The organism is Thalassotalea crassostreae (assembly GCF_001831495.1).
GTDB lineage: Bacteria > Pseudomonadota > Gammaproteobacteria > Enterobacterales > Alteromonadaceae > Thalassotalea_A > Thalassotalea_A crassostreae.
On sequence record NZ_CP017689.1, the window covers coordinates 2,856,937 to 2,875,730 of the forward strand.

Below are 18,794 nucleotides of genomic sequence, written 5' to 3' on the forward strand. Positions count from 1 at the left end.
ACTATTTTGTCCCCTTTTTGGATGTTGGTGACAATACTAGGTAATGACATACTCCTGAGGTGATAAATGAGCATAAATTTAATGAAGACCGCTAGCGGATTAATAGCCTTGATCTTCTCAAGCATGACCATGGCAAAGCAGCCTATAGACAAACCGAACATTCTGTTTCTATTGTCAGACGATCAAAGCTGGTCAGGCTTATCTGTAACAATGGACCCTAATCACCCAGACTCCAAAAGTAAGGTGATTGCAACACCCAATATTACCCAACTGGCAGCTCAGGGAATGCTCTTTAGCCGTGCTTATGCTCCTGCCCCGGTATGTTCACCGACACGAATAAGTTTGCAAACGGGTAAAAGTCCAGCACAGTTACACTGGACCAAGGCTGCACCTGTGATGACAGCACGTGATGGATTGAAACTATTCCCCCCCTCTATCAACAAAAACATTGCCCAAAGTGAAATCACCATTGCCGAGTTATTGCGACAACGAGGGTACGCTACAGCACACTACGGTAAATGGCATATCGGGGGGGGTGGCCCCAAAAACCATGGTTATGATGAATCCGACGGTGATACCGGCAATAACGATGCAATTCCACACACGCCTCCCAACCCTGTCGATATTTTTGGCATGGGAGAGCGTGCTATAGATTTTATGGACCGTAATATTAGCAAAGGAAAACCTTTTTTTATTCAGATGTCCTATCATGCATTGCATCATCCTGAGAATGCTGATCCCAAACTGGTGAAGAAGTACGAAGGTTTAATGAAAAAGACCAGTGCCAAACAAAGTGGTCGTGCTGCCCTGGCTGAAGATCTCGATCGTGGCGTGGGTATTCTACTTGCAAAACTAGAGGCATTGGGTATTAGCAATAATACCTATGTTGTGTATATGTCAGATAACGGTTCAGGAGGCAATAAACTACTAAAAGGTGGCAAAGGATCCTTATGGGAAGGAGGTATCAGAGTACCGTTAATTATTCGTGGACCTGGTATTAAAGCAGGTCAAATAAGCGATGAATCTATTGTTGGTTATGACTTATTTCCTACTTTTTATCATTTGGCAGGAGGTAATAAACCTTTGCCCAATGGTGTTGAAGGAGGTGATATTTCATCACTGTTAACTGGCGAGTCAGGACCTGTAAAAAGACCTTCGGAAGATCTGGTATTTCATTTTCCCCATTATCAAGGAACTACTCCCCATAGTGTTATTTATCAGGATAACTTCAAGCTGATCTATTTTTATGAAACAGATAGCTCCAAATTGTTTGATCTAGACAAGGATATATCTGAATCTCAAGATTTGTCGTTAAATAATTCTAAGTTAAGTGCAAATTTATTAACCAGACTAAAAAGTCAATTGGCCAGCATTAATGCCCAGCTACCTGAAATGAATCCTGATTATGATGGTGTGACTCAGTATGATCCCAAGGGACGTAAAAAAGGAAAAGGCGATAAGGGTAAAGGTAAGAACAAAGGAAAAGACAAAAATAAAAACAAGCGCAAGAATAAAGATAACAATGGAGGGAAAAACCAATGATTAAATTACCTCATAAAATAATCAATACATCCCTTGTTTTAGCTTTCTCTTTGCTAACGTTCAATGCCTATAGTGTCTCTAATTCCGACAGTAATAATAGCAACGACAAAAGCAAAACAGATCGCCGTGGTGGTCGAACCGCACCAACAGAAGTTGACTTTCCTAAGATCAACCTTGGCCCCAAACCGGCTCTCGCTAAGGTTTTTGAACCTTTTGCAGACAAGGTGAACATCGCCTGGGATGAAAACTATCTATACGTTGAGGCCGATTCCATGGCCGATCATCAAATGATGGTAGGTATTACTGCATGGAATCGTCAAGTACCAATCCCACAACCCTATAAAGGTGGAAATGCTTGGCGCATTCCTCTGGATCCCAAAATCGCAGAGACAGCCATTTCTGCAAAGAATACTCTGTTCAAGGGTTCTATCGCTGTTGCAGCAAACGGCATACCTATTTTTAACCCTATTAAACAAGATGGCCGTACAGATACATTTCTCAATGGAGAGCTGGATGAATTTGGTGGCCATGCCGGTCGTGCTGATGATTATCATTACCACATCACACCTTGGCATCTTGAGAAGACGGTTGGCAAAGGTGTTCCTGTTGCCGTCGCCCTTGATGGTTTTCCCATTCACACCAGCATCGAGCCTGATGGCAAACCTGCAAAAGAGGTTGATTGGTTAAACGGCCATACTTACCCAAATGGTTTAGTTAGCAATCGTGTGCATTTTCATGAAAATGGCGACTCCGGTCACGAAAAATCCAGTGACGAGGAATATCATTATCATGGTTCTAAAAGTTATCCCTATTTAAATGGTGGTTTCAAAGGCACAGTCGCCTTAGAGGGGGGAGAGGTTAAAGTACAACCGCGTGCCCAAAGTATTCGGCCCTATACAAGACCATTGCGCGGCGCTGAAATAACGGATTTCAAAAGGCAGGGCAATAAATACCAATTAACTTATAGTTACAATGACACAATTCGGCACATCGAATATACCGATAATGAAGATGGCACCTTCACATTCAAATTTGATGATGGCGATGGTGTTCTGCGTGAAGAAAAGTACCAACGGCGACTACGTGGCAGCCAACAAAAAAATAAACAGCGAAAGAACAAGCCAGGTAAAAATAAGAAAACTCAACATAACGAACCTCAAGACGGCCAACGCAAACCTTGGGTTGTCGCCCACCTGACAGAATTAGATCAGGACAAAAATGGTGTTGTTTCAAGAAAAGAAATGCTCTCAGAGGCTGAGGCAACATTCGCAGGTTATGATCTTGATGGTAGTGGCTACATAGAAACTGAAGAAAGTAAATCAGCCCGGGTTCGCCAAGCGATGGCTGGATTTGTTCGTGGCCATTTTGAAGAGATAGATATTGATGTTGACCAAAAAATTTCCCGTAATGAATTGGTTGGCTTGGCAATAAAGATGTTTGAGAAATCAAATGGTCAGGGACGCAAGGATAAAGATAAAAAAAACAAAAAAACAAAAAAAAATAAGAAAGTAAAAGGTTCTAAGGGTGGAGGATCAAGCCAAACTCAATCTGCTGCTGCTATGCAAGAAATTCTATCAAGCCCAATGGCTGCTGAACAAGCCTATGATATTATTCTCGGTCGCCCCTCTGACGAGAATGTAACAGCTCGGATTTTACCGAAAAGTGATGGCAGTGGACATATTATATTTGGCCCGGAAGAAGCCAATTTACAGGTCAGAACCAAGACAATTAATTTTATTGCTGGCAATCCTTTTGATATTGTCATCAATAAGTTACAGGCTGATACCCGTTACTATTATCGATTTGTACACAATGGTACTTTGTCTGAACAAACCTATAGTTTCCATACTGCTAGGGCACCAAGTAAGGCTTTCAGCTTTACCGTACAGTCAGATTCTCATTTAGACTCGGGAACTAAGGCAGACGTCTATGCAAGTACTTTAGCCAACATTCGAGCCAAACGTCCTGACTTTCATATGGCCCTAGGTGATACTTTCATGGTGGATAAATATGATGATTACCGAGACTCGAAAGCCCAATACTTAGCGCAACGCTATTTTCTTGGTTCAGTAAGTCATTCATCACCGCTGTTTTTTGTACTTGGCAACCATGATGGCGAATCTGGCCGATGGGATGATGGCACTGCCGACAACATGGCAGTTTGGTCGGCGAAAATGCGAAAACGTTATTTTCCCAACCCGTATCCAAATGATTTTTATTCAGGTAATACCACCGAGCATCCCTATGCGGGTCAGTTAGAAAATTATTATTCCTGGCAATGGGGCGACGCCTTATTCGTGACACTCGATCCTTTTTGGTTCACAAGTGATCAAGGTCGACGCGACATGTGGTCACGCAGTCTGGGCAAGCAACAATATGACTGGCTGAAAAAAACATTACGTGAAAGTCAGGCTAAGTATAAATTTATCTTTATCCATCACCTTGTCGGTGGCTTAGACAAGTCAGCGCGTGGTGGGCGCGAGGCAGCGCAATATTTTGAATGGGGTGGAGACTCACTGAATGGGGATAATGAATTCAAAAAACACCGTCCAGACTGGGAAAAGCCTATCCATGACTTATTGGTTGAAAATAAGGTCACCATGGTCTTTCATGGTCATGACCATTTATACGTTAAACAGGAACTTGATGGCATTATCTATCAGGAAGTACCTCAACCAGGACACGGAGGACGAGGTAATACACGGAGTGCTTTGGAGTATGGCTACAAGAGTGGAAAATTGCTCGGAAGTTCAGGTCATGTACAAATTAACGTTTCCGAGGACGAGGTAAAAGTAGATTATGTAAAATCCTCCGGTGACATAGCCCACTCCTACTATATCGCCGGTTCAAAAGAGGTGTTATGACATGAAAATCCTGCAATTTTTGTTATTCGTTTTTGTTGCATCTTTTGGTGTTCTAGCAGGGGCAGAACAAATCCGAAAACCCCGTATTACCGACACAATCAAGGCCAATATCTATGCAGACAATAGCTTCAAACTTTATATCAATGGTACCTTGATTGCAGTAGATAGCATTGCCTTTATGCCCCACAATGTAATATCCGTTGATATTCTGCCGTCCTACCCCATGACTATCGCTGTAATGGCTATGGATAATGCAGATCCAGTGACAGGGTTGGAATATGGCAACACTTCAATCGGTGATGGGGGATTTATTCTAAAACTAGGTGACGGTACTGTCACAAACAGCAGGTGGAAAGTTAAAAAAATCTCCTGGGGTCCCATCGACAGAGACATCAAAAAACCACGAACCAAGCATATGACAGTGCCCGAGAAATGGTTTACGAGTAACTTTGATGACAGAGGTTGGGTACAGGCCACGGAATTTACACAACAACACGTCAGGCCAAAAGCTCCGTTCTTCGACTATGATTTCAAGGGTGCCAGTTTTATCTGGAGCGATGATTTGGAACTCGATAATATAGTACTATTTCGCCGTAAGATCACAAAAGCACCCGATGGTCTCGACCGTCCCAATTTCACAGGTCTGAGTGATCAGGTACCGAGCAAAGGTAAACGACAGAAAAAACGAAAATAATATTGTTATATTCAGGTGAGATGTGAGCCTTTACTGAAATTGAACGACCATTACAATCGAGTATAGAAATAGAAATTTGTATAAATAAAAGGCGAATCACCTCTGATTCGCCTTTTATTTTAGTTTTTTTAAAAGTTTCCAACTTCAATTGTCGTGATCAATGTCGGAAATTAATCTTCGTAAGTAGATACCGCAGGACACGAACAAATTAAGTTACGGTCGCCATATACGTCATCGATACGGTTCACTGTTGGCCAGAATTTGTTCGCTGCTGCCGCAGGCACCGGGAATACAGCTTCTGCAACTGTGTAACCACGATCCCAAGATGCATCAGTAATGTCAGCTAGTGTATGTGGCGCATTATGAAGAGGGTTATCTTCAAGTGTCCACTCACCGCTTTCTACTTTAGCAATTTCGCTACGAATGCTTGTCATTGCTTCAACGAAACGATCAAGTTCTACTTTCGCTTCAGATTCCGTTGGCTCAATCATTAATGTACCCGCTACTGGGAATGACATTGTTGGGGCATGGAAACCATAGTCCATTAAACGCTTAGCAACATCCATTTCAGTGATGCCAGACGCTTCTTTAAGTGGACGTAAATCAACGATACATTCGTGCGCAACACGGCCATTTTGACCGGTATACAAAATTGGGTAGTGTTGGCTTAGTTTGTGCGCTAAGTAGTTAGCATTGGTGATTGCGTACTTAGTTGAATCAGTCACACCTTTTTTACCTAACATCGCAACGTAAAGGTAAGAAATACAAAGAATACCCGCAGAGCCAAATGGTGCAGCAGAAACAGCGCCATTGCCTTTAGTGTCTTCGTTAACCGTGACCAATGCGTGATCTGGTAAGAACGGAGCAAGATGAGCTTTAACACCTATTGGTCCCATACCTGGGCCACCGCCGCCGTGTGGGATAGCGAATGTTTTATGAAGGTTTAAGTGTGATACATCAGCACCAATAAAACCAGGTGAAGTAATACCAACCTGTGCATTCATGTTGGCACCATCAAGGTATACTTGGCCACCATGGCTGTGAATGATTTCGCAAATTTCTTTAATCGTCGCTTCGTAGATACCGTGTGTCGATGGGTAGGTGATCATAATACAAGCTAGGTTTTCAGAATGCTCTTCTGCTTTCGCTTTTAAATCATCCATGTCAACGTTACCGTCTTTATCACAAGCAGTAACAACAATCTTCATACCAACCATTTGCGCAGACGCTGGGTTAGTACCGTGCGCCGAAGAAGGAATTAGACAGATGTTACGGTGTGAATCGCCGCGGCTTTCATGGTATTTATGAATCGCGATAAGACCAGCATACTCACCTTGTGCACCCGAGTTTGGTTGCATTGAGATGTTATCGTATCCAGTTAATTCAACTAACCAGTCACCTAACTCATCAATCATGTGCTTGTAACCTTGCGCTTGATCGATTGGAGCAAATGGGTGCATGTTAGCAAATTCAGGCCATGATACAGGGATCATTTGTGCCGTTGCATTCAGTTTCATCGTACATGAGCCTAAAGAAATCATTGAGTGGTTCAATGCTAAATCTTTATTCTCAAGTTTTTTGATGTAACGTAACATCTCAGTTTCTGAGTGGTACGAGTTAAATACTTTGTGCGTTAAGATTGCAGATTCACGTACTAGCGCCGCAGGAATTGATGAACAACCTGAAGCAATAACTGATGCATCTAACTCAGCTACGTCTAAGTTATGACCTTCACCTAGTAAGATATCAAATAATGTTGCAATATTTTCACGTGTCGTAGTCTCATCTAGAGAAACGCTAATTTGCCCTTCAACGTCGGTACGTAAGTTAACGCCGTTTGCTAGGCTACGTGCAACAATTTCAGCTTTGTTTTCTACATTAAACGTTAATGTATCAAAGTAGTTGTTATGAATAGCAACTAAACCATTTTGTGCCGTACCTAAACATAAAATATCAGTGAAACGGTGAATACGCTCAGCAATAACTTTTAAACCTTTCGGTCCGTGGTAAACCGCGTAGAACGCTGCCATGTTGGCTAATAATACTTGTGCAGTACAAATATTTGAGTTGGCTTTTTCACGACGGATATGTTGTTCACGAGTTTGCATCGCCATGCGCAATGCATCTTTACCGCGTGTATCTTTTGAAACACCGATAATACGACCTGGTAGTGAACGCTTGTATTTATCTGAAGTCGTGAAGAATGCCGCGTGTGGACCACCGTAGCCCATTGGTACACCAAAACGTTGGCTTGAACCAATAACTACGTCTGCGCCAAGTTCGCCCGGTGCTTTTAATAGTACTAATGACATAATATCAGCAGCTACAGCAACAATACCTTTGTTTGCATGTACCGCTTCGATAAGTGGTGTAATGTCACTTACTTCACCAGTCGCCGTTGGGTATTGTAATAACGCACCGAATACATTGTGGTTAACAACGTCTTCTGCAGGACCCATAACAAGATCAAAACCAAACATTTCTGCACGTTGTTTAACAACGTCAATTGTTTGTGGGTATACGCTATCCGCGATAAAGAATAAGTTAGATTTTTTGTTTTTAGAAACACGTTTTGCTAACGCCATCGCCTCTGCTGCTGCTGTACCTTCATCAAGAAGTGATGCAGAAGCAAGGTCTAGACCCGTTAAGTCTAAACACATTTGTTGGTAGTTTAATAATGACTCTAAACGACCTTGAGCGATTTCTGGTTGGTAAGGCGTATACGCTGTGTACCAACCTGGATTTTCTAACACGTTACGTAAAATTACGTTAGGCGTGTGCGTTGGGTAGTAACCTAAACCAATGTTTGATTGGTTTACAATGTTCTTACTTGCTACCGCTTTTAAATCGCTTAACGCTTTAACTTCAGTTTTACTTTCATTAATGTTTGGTAATTCGTTTAAACGAATATTCGCCGGTACGATTTCATCAATTAATGCATCGACTGAGTCAGCACCAATTTCGCTAAGCATTGCTGCTGTTTGCTCGGCATCAGGACCGATATGACGACGGATAAAATCTTGAGTTTGTTCTAACTGTGTTAGAGTTTGAGTAGACATAAACTGCAGTTCCCAAAAAATACTAAGTGAATCTTTCTTATAAAAACAATAAACCCCGAGCTATTGCCCAGGGCTTATAAGTGGTTGTTTATTATGAATTAGTCTTCATCAACAACGTTTGCATAACCTTCAGCATCTAATAATGCGTCTAGTTCACTTGCGTCGTCTAATTTAATTTTGAACATCCAACCGTCGCCGAAAGCATCAGAGTTAACCAACTCTGGTGAATCTTCTAGGTCTTCGTTTACTGCAACAACTTCACCCGAAACTGGAGCATAGATATCTGAAGCTGCTTTAACAGATTCTGCAACGGCAATATCATCGCCAGTCGCTACTTCATCACCAACATCTGGTAATTCAACAAATACCATATCGCCTAAAAGACCTTGCGCGTGCTCAGTAATACCGATAGTTACCGTACCGTCACCTTCGTTACGAACCCACTCGTGAGACGTTGCATATTTTAACTCAGAAGGAATGTTGCTCATTTTATTGTTCCTAAATATTTATTAAATTTTATGATTTTGTCACTTACGCTAATTACTTTAATATCTTAATTACGTTAGCTACGTTAATTTCACTCAAACAAACTGACTACATTTTAGTCAATTAATTTCAGAAATGAAGGTCTTTTTACTATTTTTTGAAATTAATCTAAAGACCTTCCATATAAGCGCTTTGCGCTTATCTTAAAATACTTTTTCGCCGTTACGTACGAAGCTTGGTTTGATCACTTTTACGTCAACCATTTTCTTACGCATTTCAACTTGTACTGTCTCTTCTAATTTCACTGCACGCGGCACTCGAGCCATGGCAATTGAGAAACCAAGAGTTGGCGAGAATGTACCTGATGTTATAACACCTTCACCGTGCGGTGTAACAACTTTAAGGCCAGTACGAAGTACGCCTTTCGCTTCCATTACTAAACCAACAAGTTTTGGTTGGTCGCCAGCAGCGCGTTGTGCAGCCAATACTTCACGACCATTGAAATTACGAGATTCATCATCCCATGCAATTGTCCATGCCATGTTTGCCGCAAGTGGTGATACAGACTCATCCATATCTAAACCGTATAGGTTCATACCAGCTTCTAAACGTAATGTATCGCGAGCACCTAAACCACATGGCTTAACACCAGCGTCTAGTAGTTGTTGCCATAAGTCACTAGCTTGGTCAGCAGGTAATGCGATTTCGTAACCGTTCTCGCCTGTGTAACCTGTTGTTGCGATAAATAAATCGCCAGCTTGTGCGCTAAAGAATGGCTTCATACCATCAACGGCTGCAGTTTGCTCAGCATCCAATAAGGTTGCTACTTTTGCTTTTGCTTGTGGGCCTTGAACGGCGATCATGGCAAATTCAGGGCGTTCCGTAATCGTTACTTCAAAGCCATTTGCTTGCTCACCAATCCACGCTAAATCTTTTACGCGAGTTGCAGAGTTTACCACTAAGCGGTAGTCAGTATCTGTGAAGAAGTAAACGATTAAGTCATCGATTACGCCACCTTCAAGGTTACACATACCGGTGTATAACGCTTTACCAGCAGTTTCTAATTTAGCGACGTCATTGATCACCAATTTGCGTAAAAATGCTTTTGCATCTGCGCCTTGAACATCAACGATTGTCATGTGAGACACATCGAACATACCAGCGTCGTTACGCACTGCATTATGCTCTTCAATTTGTGAACCATAATTGATTGGCATTTCCCAACCGTAGAAATCTACCATTTTGGCGCCAGCTTCAAGGTGCTTGGCATGTAGAACTGTTTTGTTAGTCATGATGTGTTTTCACTCTGAATCGATGATAAATCAGTTTGTCTATTTGGCTAGTTAACCAAAGATAAAACTGAACTAGTTTAAAAAGTAACCATTTGATTACAAAAATTTGACGCGATTATACGCCTCAGTTGCACAGGGATCAATTCAAAATCACCATAATCAAAACAATTAACCAAGGAGCAAACAAATACCGAATAAAGACTCAATATTAATAAAATTACAAAATTAAATTCGGAATATTTTAGAGTTATGAATAAATCGCCCAGATAAAACTAAAACGCCAGAGCAAATTTTTGCACTGGCTTTTATGAAGCTGTTTAGAAGGATACGTTTCGTTATAAACTGAGAGGATCTTTGGCTTTTAATAAGGAAGGTAAATCGTCTCGTAAACCTAATGCTTGTTTAATTAACATCGGTTTCAAAATAGGCTTAAGCAGTGGCGCGTTATTTAACAAACTCATGCCGACACCTCTGACAATTTTCGGCAATTTTTGCTGTAAAGAAAAACCTTGTTTAATAGACTCCATCGCCGCCATCATATCCACAGCATCTGATTTTCGATAGCGCGCAAATTGACCAAGTAACTTACTATCATTAAGAGATTTGTTAGTGCTTACCATGTCGCGCAAGGTATCTGCTATCGCTGCGGCATCAACAAATCCAAGGTTTACGCCTTGTCCTGCCAATGGATGAATTGTATGCGCTGCATCGCCAATTAATACCACTCGACCACGAACAAAGTCCCGTGCTAATCGCATAGTTAATGGAAAGCTCACCCGCTCACTTTTAAGCTGGATACGTCCTAGTTTTCCATCACTTGCCGCAGTAATCGATTTATTAAACTCTGCTTGGTTCAGCGCTTTTACTTGTTCAGCTTTCGCTGGTGGTAATGACCAGACGATTGAACAATGATCAGCTTGCTCTGCTTGTTGATACAAAGGCAGAAACGCTAACGGGCCAGTTTCTAAAAATACTTGCCACGCCGTTTGTTGATGGCCTTGCTCACAGTCAACCGTGGCGACAACCGCATGGTGATCATAATCTCTAAAGGTCATTTCCATATTGAGCTGCTTGCGCACCCAAGAATTTGCCCCATCGGCAGCGATCACCAATCGAGAGATAATTGGCGTATTTTCAGCAAAGCTTAAAAACACCTCTGAATCGCCTTGTGCAATAGAAGTAAGTTGCTCACTTATAATGGTAATATTTGTGTCTTGCTGAGCCTTGTGCCACAGCGCATTTCGAATCACATCGTTTTCAATGATATGACCTAAGCCTTGATTCTTATTAACATTTTTAGGCAGATGCTCAACACCAAAATCTAAATGACCATATCCGTCTTTATCCCAAACGTGCATGTTTTCATACGCTTGGGCGCGTTGTTTGATAATCGTATTCCACACACCTAGGTTTTTAAGTAATTGCTGACTGGCGGCGTTTATTGCACTGACTCTTAAATGCGGAGTATTGGCTAATTCGTTAAGTGGCTGAGGCTCAATAATAGCAATAGATAAATCTGTGGTACTGCGAATGGCCAGTGCTGAAGCTAAGCCAACCATACCACCACCGACAATTGTAATATCAAACTTTTGCATAGCTAATCAAAGTGCTCCATTAGTCAAAGATTCCATTAGTCAAAATGTCCCATTGTTTTGCCAGCAAATGCGGCTTTCAATGACGGAATATAGTTCAACACTTTCAAACCGATATTACGTCCAACGACTAACGGTATATGTTGATTAGAAAACAAATGTACAAGAGAATCTGTTAGCGCAATCACTTGTTGATGATCTTGCGCCCGCAATTTTGCATAGTTTTGCAAATTATGAAAATCACCTAAATCGTTGCCACTTTGCAGAGTTTGTTCAAACAGTTCAGCAAATACTTGCACATCTCGCATACCAAGGTTAAAACCCTGCCCTGCAATAGGGTGCAATGTATGACTTGCATTGCCAATTAATGCCATACGATGAGCTACCTGATCATTAGCCTTTATCAATTTCAGCGGAAAACTAAAACGTTTGCCAATATTACTAAAGCCACCTAACCAAGCGCCAAATTCTTGCTCTAACTCAGCTGCAAAATCTTCATCACTCAATGCAAGTAGGTGAGCAACCTGTTCTGGTTTAACGGTCCATACTAACGAGCTGCGATTATCGGTCATCGGCAATAAAGCAATTGGACCAGAATCACTAAAACGTTCAAACGCTTTATTTTGATGGGCTTGTTCTGTGCTCACATTAGCGATTATTGCGCATTGTTGATAGTCACTATAATCACACTCTATTTTAGCAAGTTCACGACACTTAGATTGACCACCATCACAACCAAGTAATAGCGGCGCAGATAAGGTTTCGCCTGATTCTAAGGTAACTTCAACGTACTGCTTATGCCACTGAATGTGGTCAATAGTTTGAGGCGCAAAAAAAGTAACGTTATCGAATTGTTTTAGTGTGCTAATTAAGGCATTGCCAATGGCCTGGATTTCAGCGACATAACCAAGGCCCTGAATGTCAAAATCTTCAGCGTTAATTCGCGCTTTACCATAATGACCTCGATCAGAGATATGGATGGTTTTTATCGCCATCGCATCGTCTTTTAACTGCTGCCAACAACCCAGTTGCTTTAAGTAACAGGCACTGCCATGGGATAAAGCGATAACTCTGGCATCATAATTTAATGCTAAATCATCACGAATCGCGAATGCTTCAACCACAGCAATACTCAACGGTGTGCCGTCTTTTTTTTGTAGTTTAGCTAACGCTAGTGCCATGCTTGCCCCTGCAAGTCCGGCACCGGAAATGATCACATCAAACATAGATTTTTAAACTTAGACTTATAGATAAATTAGTTTTTCTTATTTGCCATCATAGCTTCAATGTCGCTAATGGTTTTAGGCGCATTGACTGTAAGGTTTTCATAACCGTCTGCGGTGACTAATATATTATCTTCAATACGAATGCCTAAGCCTTGCCATTTATGCTCAACGTCAGCTTCGCCGTCGATATAAAGACCCGGCTCAATAGTCATCACCATGCCCGGTTCAAAACTGCGTAACTGCTGCTTATTCTCGTCCATTTGATAATCACCAACATCGTGAACATCCAGTCCTAACCAGTGACCTAAACCATGAATGAAATACTTTTTACAAGCTCGCTGTTCAATCAAGGTATCGATATCACCGGATAGAATACCTAGCTTTAGTAGACCTTCAGTTAATACTTTTTCTGCGGCAATATTAGCGAGTGAAAAATTACTGCCTGGCTTGATGGTTTCAATCGCTGCAATTTGTGCATCTAATACCACTTGATAAAGCGCCGCTTGTTCTTCGCTAAACTTACCGTTAACAGGAAAGGTTCGAGTAATATCAGCGGCATAACCACTTAGCTCTGCGCCAGCATCAATCAATAACAATTCCTCGTCAATCAACACTTCATCATTGTCGGTATAATGCAATATCGTGGCATTTTCACCACCACCAATAATTGAACCATATGCCGCAGCTCTAGCGCCATTAAAGGCAAACTCATGCAATATTTCTGCTTCCACTTGATACTCAAAGGTACCGTGTTCGGTAAAACGCATAGCACGGGAATGGGCATTACCTGAAATAATATTGGCTTCTCGCATTACCGCGATTTCAGCGTCCGATTTAATTAACCGCATTTCGCTGATCATTGGTCGTATATCAATAGTCGTAGTCGGCGCACTAAAACCTTGTTTAGCGCCGTTGCGCAATACATCAAGACAAGCAAACACTAATCGATCGAATTCTTCTTGCAGACCTTGGGCAAACAAAATAGCGTCTCGACCATTAATATACATAGGTAATACTTGCTCAAGCTCATCTAATGTATAGGCATGATCAACTTTAAAATCTTGCTGCGCTTTTTCTGCGCCTACTCTGCGGCCATGCCAAACTTCTTGCAGTGGATCTTTGTCTCGGCAAAATAAAATCGTTTCGCATTCAAAGGTTTTCACTAATACCAGCAATGCATCAGGCTCATGAAAACCAGTTAAATAATAGAAATCTTTATCTTGGCAAAAAAGGAATTCGGTATCTCGAGAGCGAGTAACTTCTTTATTGGCAGGAATTAACGCCACTGAGTTTTCTGGCATTTGTGCCATTAATTTTTCACGGCGCTCTATAAATTCGCTGATGTCTATTCGAGTGTGTTTCATCGACATGATTAATTTCTACTTATAATTAATGAATAGTGGCCGCAGCATCATCTGCTTTCGGTTTTTGACCTAGTTCGGCAAAACATAATAAAGATGAGATACGTACATATTCCATAATTTCGTAATAGGCATGTTCGGTTTCTTCATCTTCTTCAAGTTCACTAGAAAGGTTGGCGATGTCACCAAAGTCTTTAATGATTTCTTTCACGTCTTCGGAAAACGCATCTTTATTTTTTTGTTGTAAGCCAAAGCCTAAGTTAAAACCTTGCACCCACAATCCCAGAGCTTGGCCACGCTCAACAATCGCTTCGTCGTCATCTGGCAATAACATTTGAAAGGTAAAGCTGTCATCAAGAACACTTTGCCAAATCTCACCATAAACCGTCTTAATTACATCTTTAAGTGATTTACTTAAACCTTCACCATTGTTGAAAAAATCATTGAGTAGGGTTAAGTAAGATTCATCTTCAAAAGCAAATCCGGCACTAATAATGCCCGTTAATAAGCCGTGAATTTCAGATGCGTGAGCAGCAAGGTTATCGCCACCAAGTGCCGCTTGTACTTGTGCGAAAGAAAGCAAATTATTCTGTGCCATAAAATTAAAGTTCTTAGTATTGTGTGAGTTCATTCAATAGCGACTAATGTACCATTGTACGGCGCTTTTCTCTAGTAACTATTGTAGTTCAATATGGTTAAAAACCTAGCAAATTGATGGCATTAACAGCAGTCGGTATTAATTTGCTAATAAAGCACTTGAATAATCAAACGCTTCTTACTAAAGTGCAAGCCTGTCAACGAGTGCTAGCGGTTAAACTAGCGATTGAATGAGTATTCGTTGACCGAATATTTTATGTTAAATATTTAACCAAAAGTTACCCTTTCATCGCTGGCAAGGTGTATACTGTTTAAACCAATTGAAATTTATTTCTATTGGATATTTTGTTCCCTGGGGTGTTTGTGGTTGACTACGTCCCTGAGCCGATAAGTTTTACCTAAGGAGATTTATCAGTTGCTTTTGAGCAAGCTCGGCTAGTATCGAGAAGCCTACGGCAGTTGTGCGATTTCCGCCCTGAACACACGGTGTTCTAGGGCTGACGTTAATTACGGCATCTTGGGGGGCACCCACTTCTTTTTCTATATCCCATATTTACCTTCAAGGCGGACCGCCCTGAACACTAATACCCAACTGTGTTCTAAGGCTGACGTTAATTACGGCATCTTGGGGGGCACCCTATATATTTTATCTTTTAAAATTTTTTCTATTTCCCAAATACTTAATGCTATTTACCTTCAAGGCGGACCGCCCTGAACACTAATACCCAACTGTGTTCTACGGCTGACGTTAATTACGGCATCTTGGGGGGCACCCACTTCTTTTTCTATACCCCAAAACTTATGATTATTTACCTTCAAGGCGGACCGCCCTGAACACTTATACCCAACTGTGTTCTATGGCTGACGTTAATTACGGCATCTTGGGGGGCACCCATTTCTTTTTCTAATTCTAATTCTAATTAGACGCCGCATTACACATTATCTGCGTTATATGATTAACTATAAACAATAGTTAAATTATCGAGTTCACAAATCGATGACCAAAGAGTCGAACCTTAATAAACAACAATTATCTAAAATAGAAAACGCTACTGAGCGAAATGCATTACGCAAACTAGTGCGCAGTCGTCGTCAACAAATGTCGCCAGCCGAACAGCTGCAAGCAAGCCAATCAATTAAGTTAGTTTTAAGTAAACACCCACAAATAATTAAAGCCAAAACCATCGCTTTGTATTTAGCCAATGATGGTGAGCTAGATTTGGCCGAATTTATTCATTGGTGTTGGCAACAAAATAAACAGCTTTATTTACCTGTTTTACATCCATTTAGTGCTGGGCATTTATTGTTTTTAAATTACCAAGCAGATACAAAAATGCAGCAAAACAAATATGGTATTAGCGAGCCAAAACTCGATGTGACAAAGGTATTACCCGTATCTCAGCTCGATGTTTTGTTAACGCCATTAGTCGCCTTCGACTCAGCAGGTAATCGCATGGGTATGGGCGGTGGTTACTATGACCGAACGTTAGCACAGTGGCACCAACAACATGCAAGTAAGCCTTTCCCCATTGGTGTTGCTCATAGCTGCCAACAAGTTGACAAAATTCCCGTTGAACAATGGGATATTGCAATCCCTGAAATTCTTACCCCAGATTTTTAACACAACGCTTAAGAAAACCGTTTATTGAGTGCCTATAAACAGGTTACAATATGCGCAATTCGATTTAGATACTAATATTTAGGTGCTATTTAGCACAAGGTTCAGGATTTATCATGACTCAAGATGAAATGAAAAAAGCAGCAGCAATAAAAGCGCTGGAATTTGTAGAAGCAGACACTATTGTTGGTGTTGGTACAGGTTCAACAGTTAATCACTTTATTGATGCTCTAGCGACAATGAAAGATAAAATTGTTGGCGCTGTTTCTAGTTCTGAAGCATCTACAGAGCGATTAGAGTCATACGGAATTGAAGTGTTTGATTTAAACTCTGTTGACGATTTATCTGTTTACGTTGATGGTGCCGATGAGATTACCGAACATGGTCACATGATAAAAGGTGGTGGCGCCGCGTTAACTCGAGAAAAAATTGTTGCCGCAGTAGCAAAGAAATTCATCTGTATTGCCGATAGTTCTAAACAGGTTGGCGTACTTGGTTCATTTCCACTACCGGTTGAAGTGATCCCAATGGCACGTAGCTATGTGGCTCGCGAATTAGTAAAACTTGGTGGCGATCCAGAATACCGCACTGGTGTTATTACCGATAACGGAAACGTGATTTTAGATGTTCACAATATGGAAATATTAAATCCTATTGAGATGGAAACTAAAATCAATGCTCTTGTTGGTGTAGTAACAAACGGACTATTTGCCGACCGTGGCGCTGATATATTGGTGCTAGGTACTGAAAATGGTGCAGAAGTTATTTCTTTGTAGAGTTAATTTTCAATAAAGAGCCAGCAGGTTTAGATACAAAAAAAGGAGCTTATTAGCTCCTTTTTTAATTTCCAATTGCGATTAGCCGCTGAGCGCTGCAATTAGCCGCGGCGCCAGGTTGTTTTACCTGCGCTATCTTCAAGAATAACATTCATTGCTTTTAGCTTGTCACGAGCATCATCAGCCATCGCCCAATCTTTGTTTGCACGAGCGCTATTACGTTGCTCGATTAACTGTTCGATTAATTGCGCATCGTCATCGCTACCGGCTTTGAAAAACTCTTCCGGCTCAGATTGGGCAATACCAATAATTGCACCAAGTGATTTAAGTACGAATGCTAACTCACCAGCTTTTTGCGGGTCTTCAGCTTTTAAGCGATTCACTTCTTTTGATAATTCAAAAATAACCGGCAATGCTTCTGCGGTATTAAAGTCATCATTCATTGCTTGCTCAAAGCGTTTAACGTAATCATTGCTTGATAGTTCAACCGCAATTGGGCTTACACCACGTAACGAGGTATAAATGCGCTCAATAGATGAACGAGCTTGGTCTAAATTATCTTGTGAATAATTTAACTGACTACGGTAGTGACTCGATACTAAAAAGTAGCGTACAGATTCTGCATCGTAGGTTTCTAACACACTGCGCAAGGTAAAGAAGTTGTTTAATGACTTAGACATCTTCTCTTTATTAATTTGTACCATGCCGCCGTGCATCCAGTAATTTACGTACTGGGTTTTCGAAGCACAACATGATTGGGCAATTTCATTTTCATGATGTGGGAACTGTAAATCACTGCCGCCACCATGAATATCGAAATGCTCACCTAAATGTTTCGAGTTCATTGCCGAACACTCAATGTGCCAGCCTGGTCTGCCCTCACCCCATGGTGATGACCAAGAAGGCTCTTCTGGTTTAGCCGTTTTCCACAATACAAAATCCATTGGGTTACGCTTTGCATCATCTACATCGACACGTGAGCCAGCTTGCAACATATCAAGATTTTGCATACTAAGTTTGCCGTAATCTTCGTATGATGGAACATCAAACATTACGTCACCGTTACTGGCAACATAGGCATGACCATTGTCGATGATCTTTTCAATCATCTCGATAATTTCCGGCATATGAGTAGATACGCGCGGGTCGATATCTGGGCGGGCTACATTCAATGCATCTAAATCAGCATACATCTCAGCGATCATACGCTCAGTTAACTGCTCAAATGATTCGTTGTTTTCTGCCGCACGTTTAATAATTTTGTCATCAACGTCAGTAATGTTACGGACGTGGGTTAAATCAAAACCTAAATGACGAATGTATCGTGAGATCACATCAAACGCGACGTAAGTACGAGCATGACCAATATGACATAAATCGTAAGTGGTGATACCACAAACATACATACCAACTTTACCTGGGGTAATTGGTTTAAACTCTTCCTTTTGACGGGTTAGGGTATTGTATATTTGTAGCATTGTGTCTCTCGTAATTGATAATTTAACTGCTCGCAATTGTACATTAACCGATTGACTGATGCTATAGAGTACGGCGCTGTGTTGTTTAAAAATGGAAAAAATTACGCATTTGTGATCATTTTTATAAAGATGATAACAAGCAACTACAGTTTAGCCCTTTTACCGACACATTGATTAGGTTACAATTCAAGCATAAGTGCCTAACGGCA

General features: G+C 41.1%; 13 protein-coding genes and 1 other RNA gene. 6 read left to right on the plus strand and 8 right to left on the minus strand.

All coding sequences use genetic code 11. The features are described 5' to 3' along the window. Window positions 1–66: 66 nt before the first annotated feature. From LT090_RS12285 to LT090_RS12295, 3 genes are read left to right on the plus strand one after another with little or no spacing between them, the layout of a single operon-like run. On the plus strand, window positions 67–1,542 hold the full coding sequence (locus LT090_RS12285; RefSeq protein WP_198360669.1) for a sulfatase: 1,476 nt from the start codon (window positions 67–69) through the stop codon (window positions 1,540–1,542). Further along, window positions 1,539–4,406, plus strand: coding sequence for a metallophosphoesterase (locus LT090_RS12290; protein WP_068545681.1), 2,868 nt, complete (start codon window positions 1,539–1,541; stop codon window positions 4,404–4,406). The genes LT090_RS12285 and LT090_RS12290 overlap by 4 nt, the downstream gene beginning before the upstream one ends. Window position 4,407: 1 nt before the next feature. Further along, a complete protein-coding gene (locus LT090_RS12295; RefSeq protein ID WP_068545680.1) occupies window positions 4,408–5,100 on the plus strand; it encodes a hypothetical protein in 693 nt (230 codons plus the stop codon). 170 nt (window positions 5,101–5,270) lie between these two features. On the opposite strand, the gene gcvP is transcribed toward LT090_RS12295, so the two are convergent. From gcvP to LT090_RS12330, 7 genes are all read right to left on the minus strand, one after another. Continuing rightward, complete coding sequence (gene gcvP, locus LT090_RS12300; protein WP_068545679.1) at window positions 5,271–8,159, minus strand: aminomethyl-transferring glycine dehydrogenase; 2,889 nt, start codon at window positions 8,157–8,159, stop codon at window positions 5,271–5,273. A 98-nt stretch (window positions 8,160–8,257) separates the two neighbouring features. Beyond that, window positions 8,258–8,647 carry a glycine cleavage system protein GcvH gene (gene gcvH / locus LT090_RS12305; RefSeq protein WP_068545678.1) on the minus strand — a complete coding sequence of 130 codons (390 nt, stop codon included), beginning with the start codon at window positions 8,645–8,647 and terminating at the stop codon, window positions 8,258–8,260. A gap of 201 nt (window positions 8,648–8,848) precedes the next feature. Further along, window positions 8,849–9,937: a glycine cleavage system aminomethyltransferase GcvT gene (gene gcvT / locus LT090_RS12310; protein WP_068545677.1), complete on the minus strand. Its 1,089-nt coding sequence runs from the start codon at window positions 9,935–9,937 to the stop codon at window positions 8,849–8,851. 335 nt (window positions 9,938–10,272) lie between these two features. Then, window positions 10,273–11,532, minus strand: a complete 1,260-nt coding sequence (locus LT090_RS12315) for an FAD-dependent monooxygenase (protein WP_068545676.1) — start codon at window positions 11,530–11,532, stop codon at window positions 10,273–10,275. 35 nt (window positions 11,533–11,567) lie between these two features. After that, window positions 11,568–12,755 (minus strand): 2-octaprenyl-6-methoxyphenyl hydroxylase, encoded by a 1,188-nt coding sequence (ubiH, locus tag LT090_RS12320; protein WP_068545675.1) that lies wholly within the window; start codon window positions 12,753–12,755, stop codon window positions 11,568–11,570. A gap of 29 nt (window positions 12,756–12,784) precedes the next feature. Continuing rightward, window positions 12,785–14,119, minus strand: coding sequence for a Xaa-Pro aminopeptidase (gene pepP, locus LT090_RS12325; protein ID WP_068545801.1), 1,335 nt, complete (start codon window positions 14,117–14,119; stop codon window positions 12,785–12,787). A 25-nt stretch (window positions 14,120–14,144) separates the two neighbouring features. Further along, the gene (locus LT090_RS12330; RefSeq protein ID WP_068545674.1) at window positions 14,145–14,714 is read right to left on the minus strand and encodes a UPF0149 family protein; all 570 of its coding nucleotides are present in this window, start codon (window positions 14,712–14,714) and stop codon (window positions 14,145–14,147) included. A 345-nt stretch (window positions 14,715–15,059) separates the two neighbouring features. Here LT090_RS12330 and ssrS point away from each other — a divergent pair. From ssrS to rpiA, 3 genes are all read left to right on the plus strand, one after another. After that, a non-coding RNA gene (ssrS, locus tag LT090_RS12335) (6S RNA) lies at window positions 15,060–15,241 on the plus strand. 469 nt (window positions 15,242–15,710) lie between these two features. Further along, a complete protein-coding gene (locus LT090_RS12340; RefSeq protein WP_068545673.1) occupies window positions 15,711–16,334 on the plus strand; it encodes a 5-formyltetrahydrofolate cyclo-ligase in 624 nt (207 codons plus the stop codon). Between the two features lie 113 nt (window positions 16,335–16,447). Further along, complete coding sequence (gene rpiA / locus LT090_RS12345; protein ID WP_068545672.1) at window positions 16,448–17,107, plus strand: ribose-5-phosphate isomerase RpiA; 660 nt, start codon at window positions 16,448–16,450, stop codon at window positions 17,105–17,107. A 101-nt stretch (window positions 17,108–17,208) separates the two neighbouring features. On the opposite strand, the gene cysS is transcribed toward rpiA, so the two are convergent. Continuing rightward, window positions 17,209–18,585, minus strand: a complete 1,377-nt coding sequence (cysS, locus tag LT090_RS12350; protein WP_068545671.1) for a cysteine--tRNA ligase — start codon at window positions 18,583–18,585, stop codon at window positions 17,209–17,211. Between the last annotated feature and the right edge of the window lie 209 nt (window positions 18,586–18,794).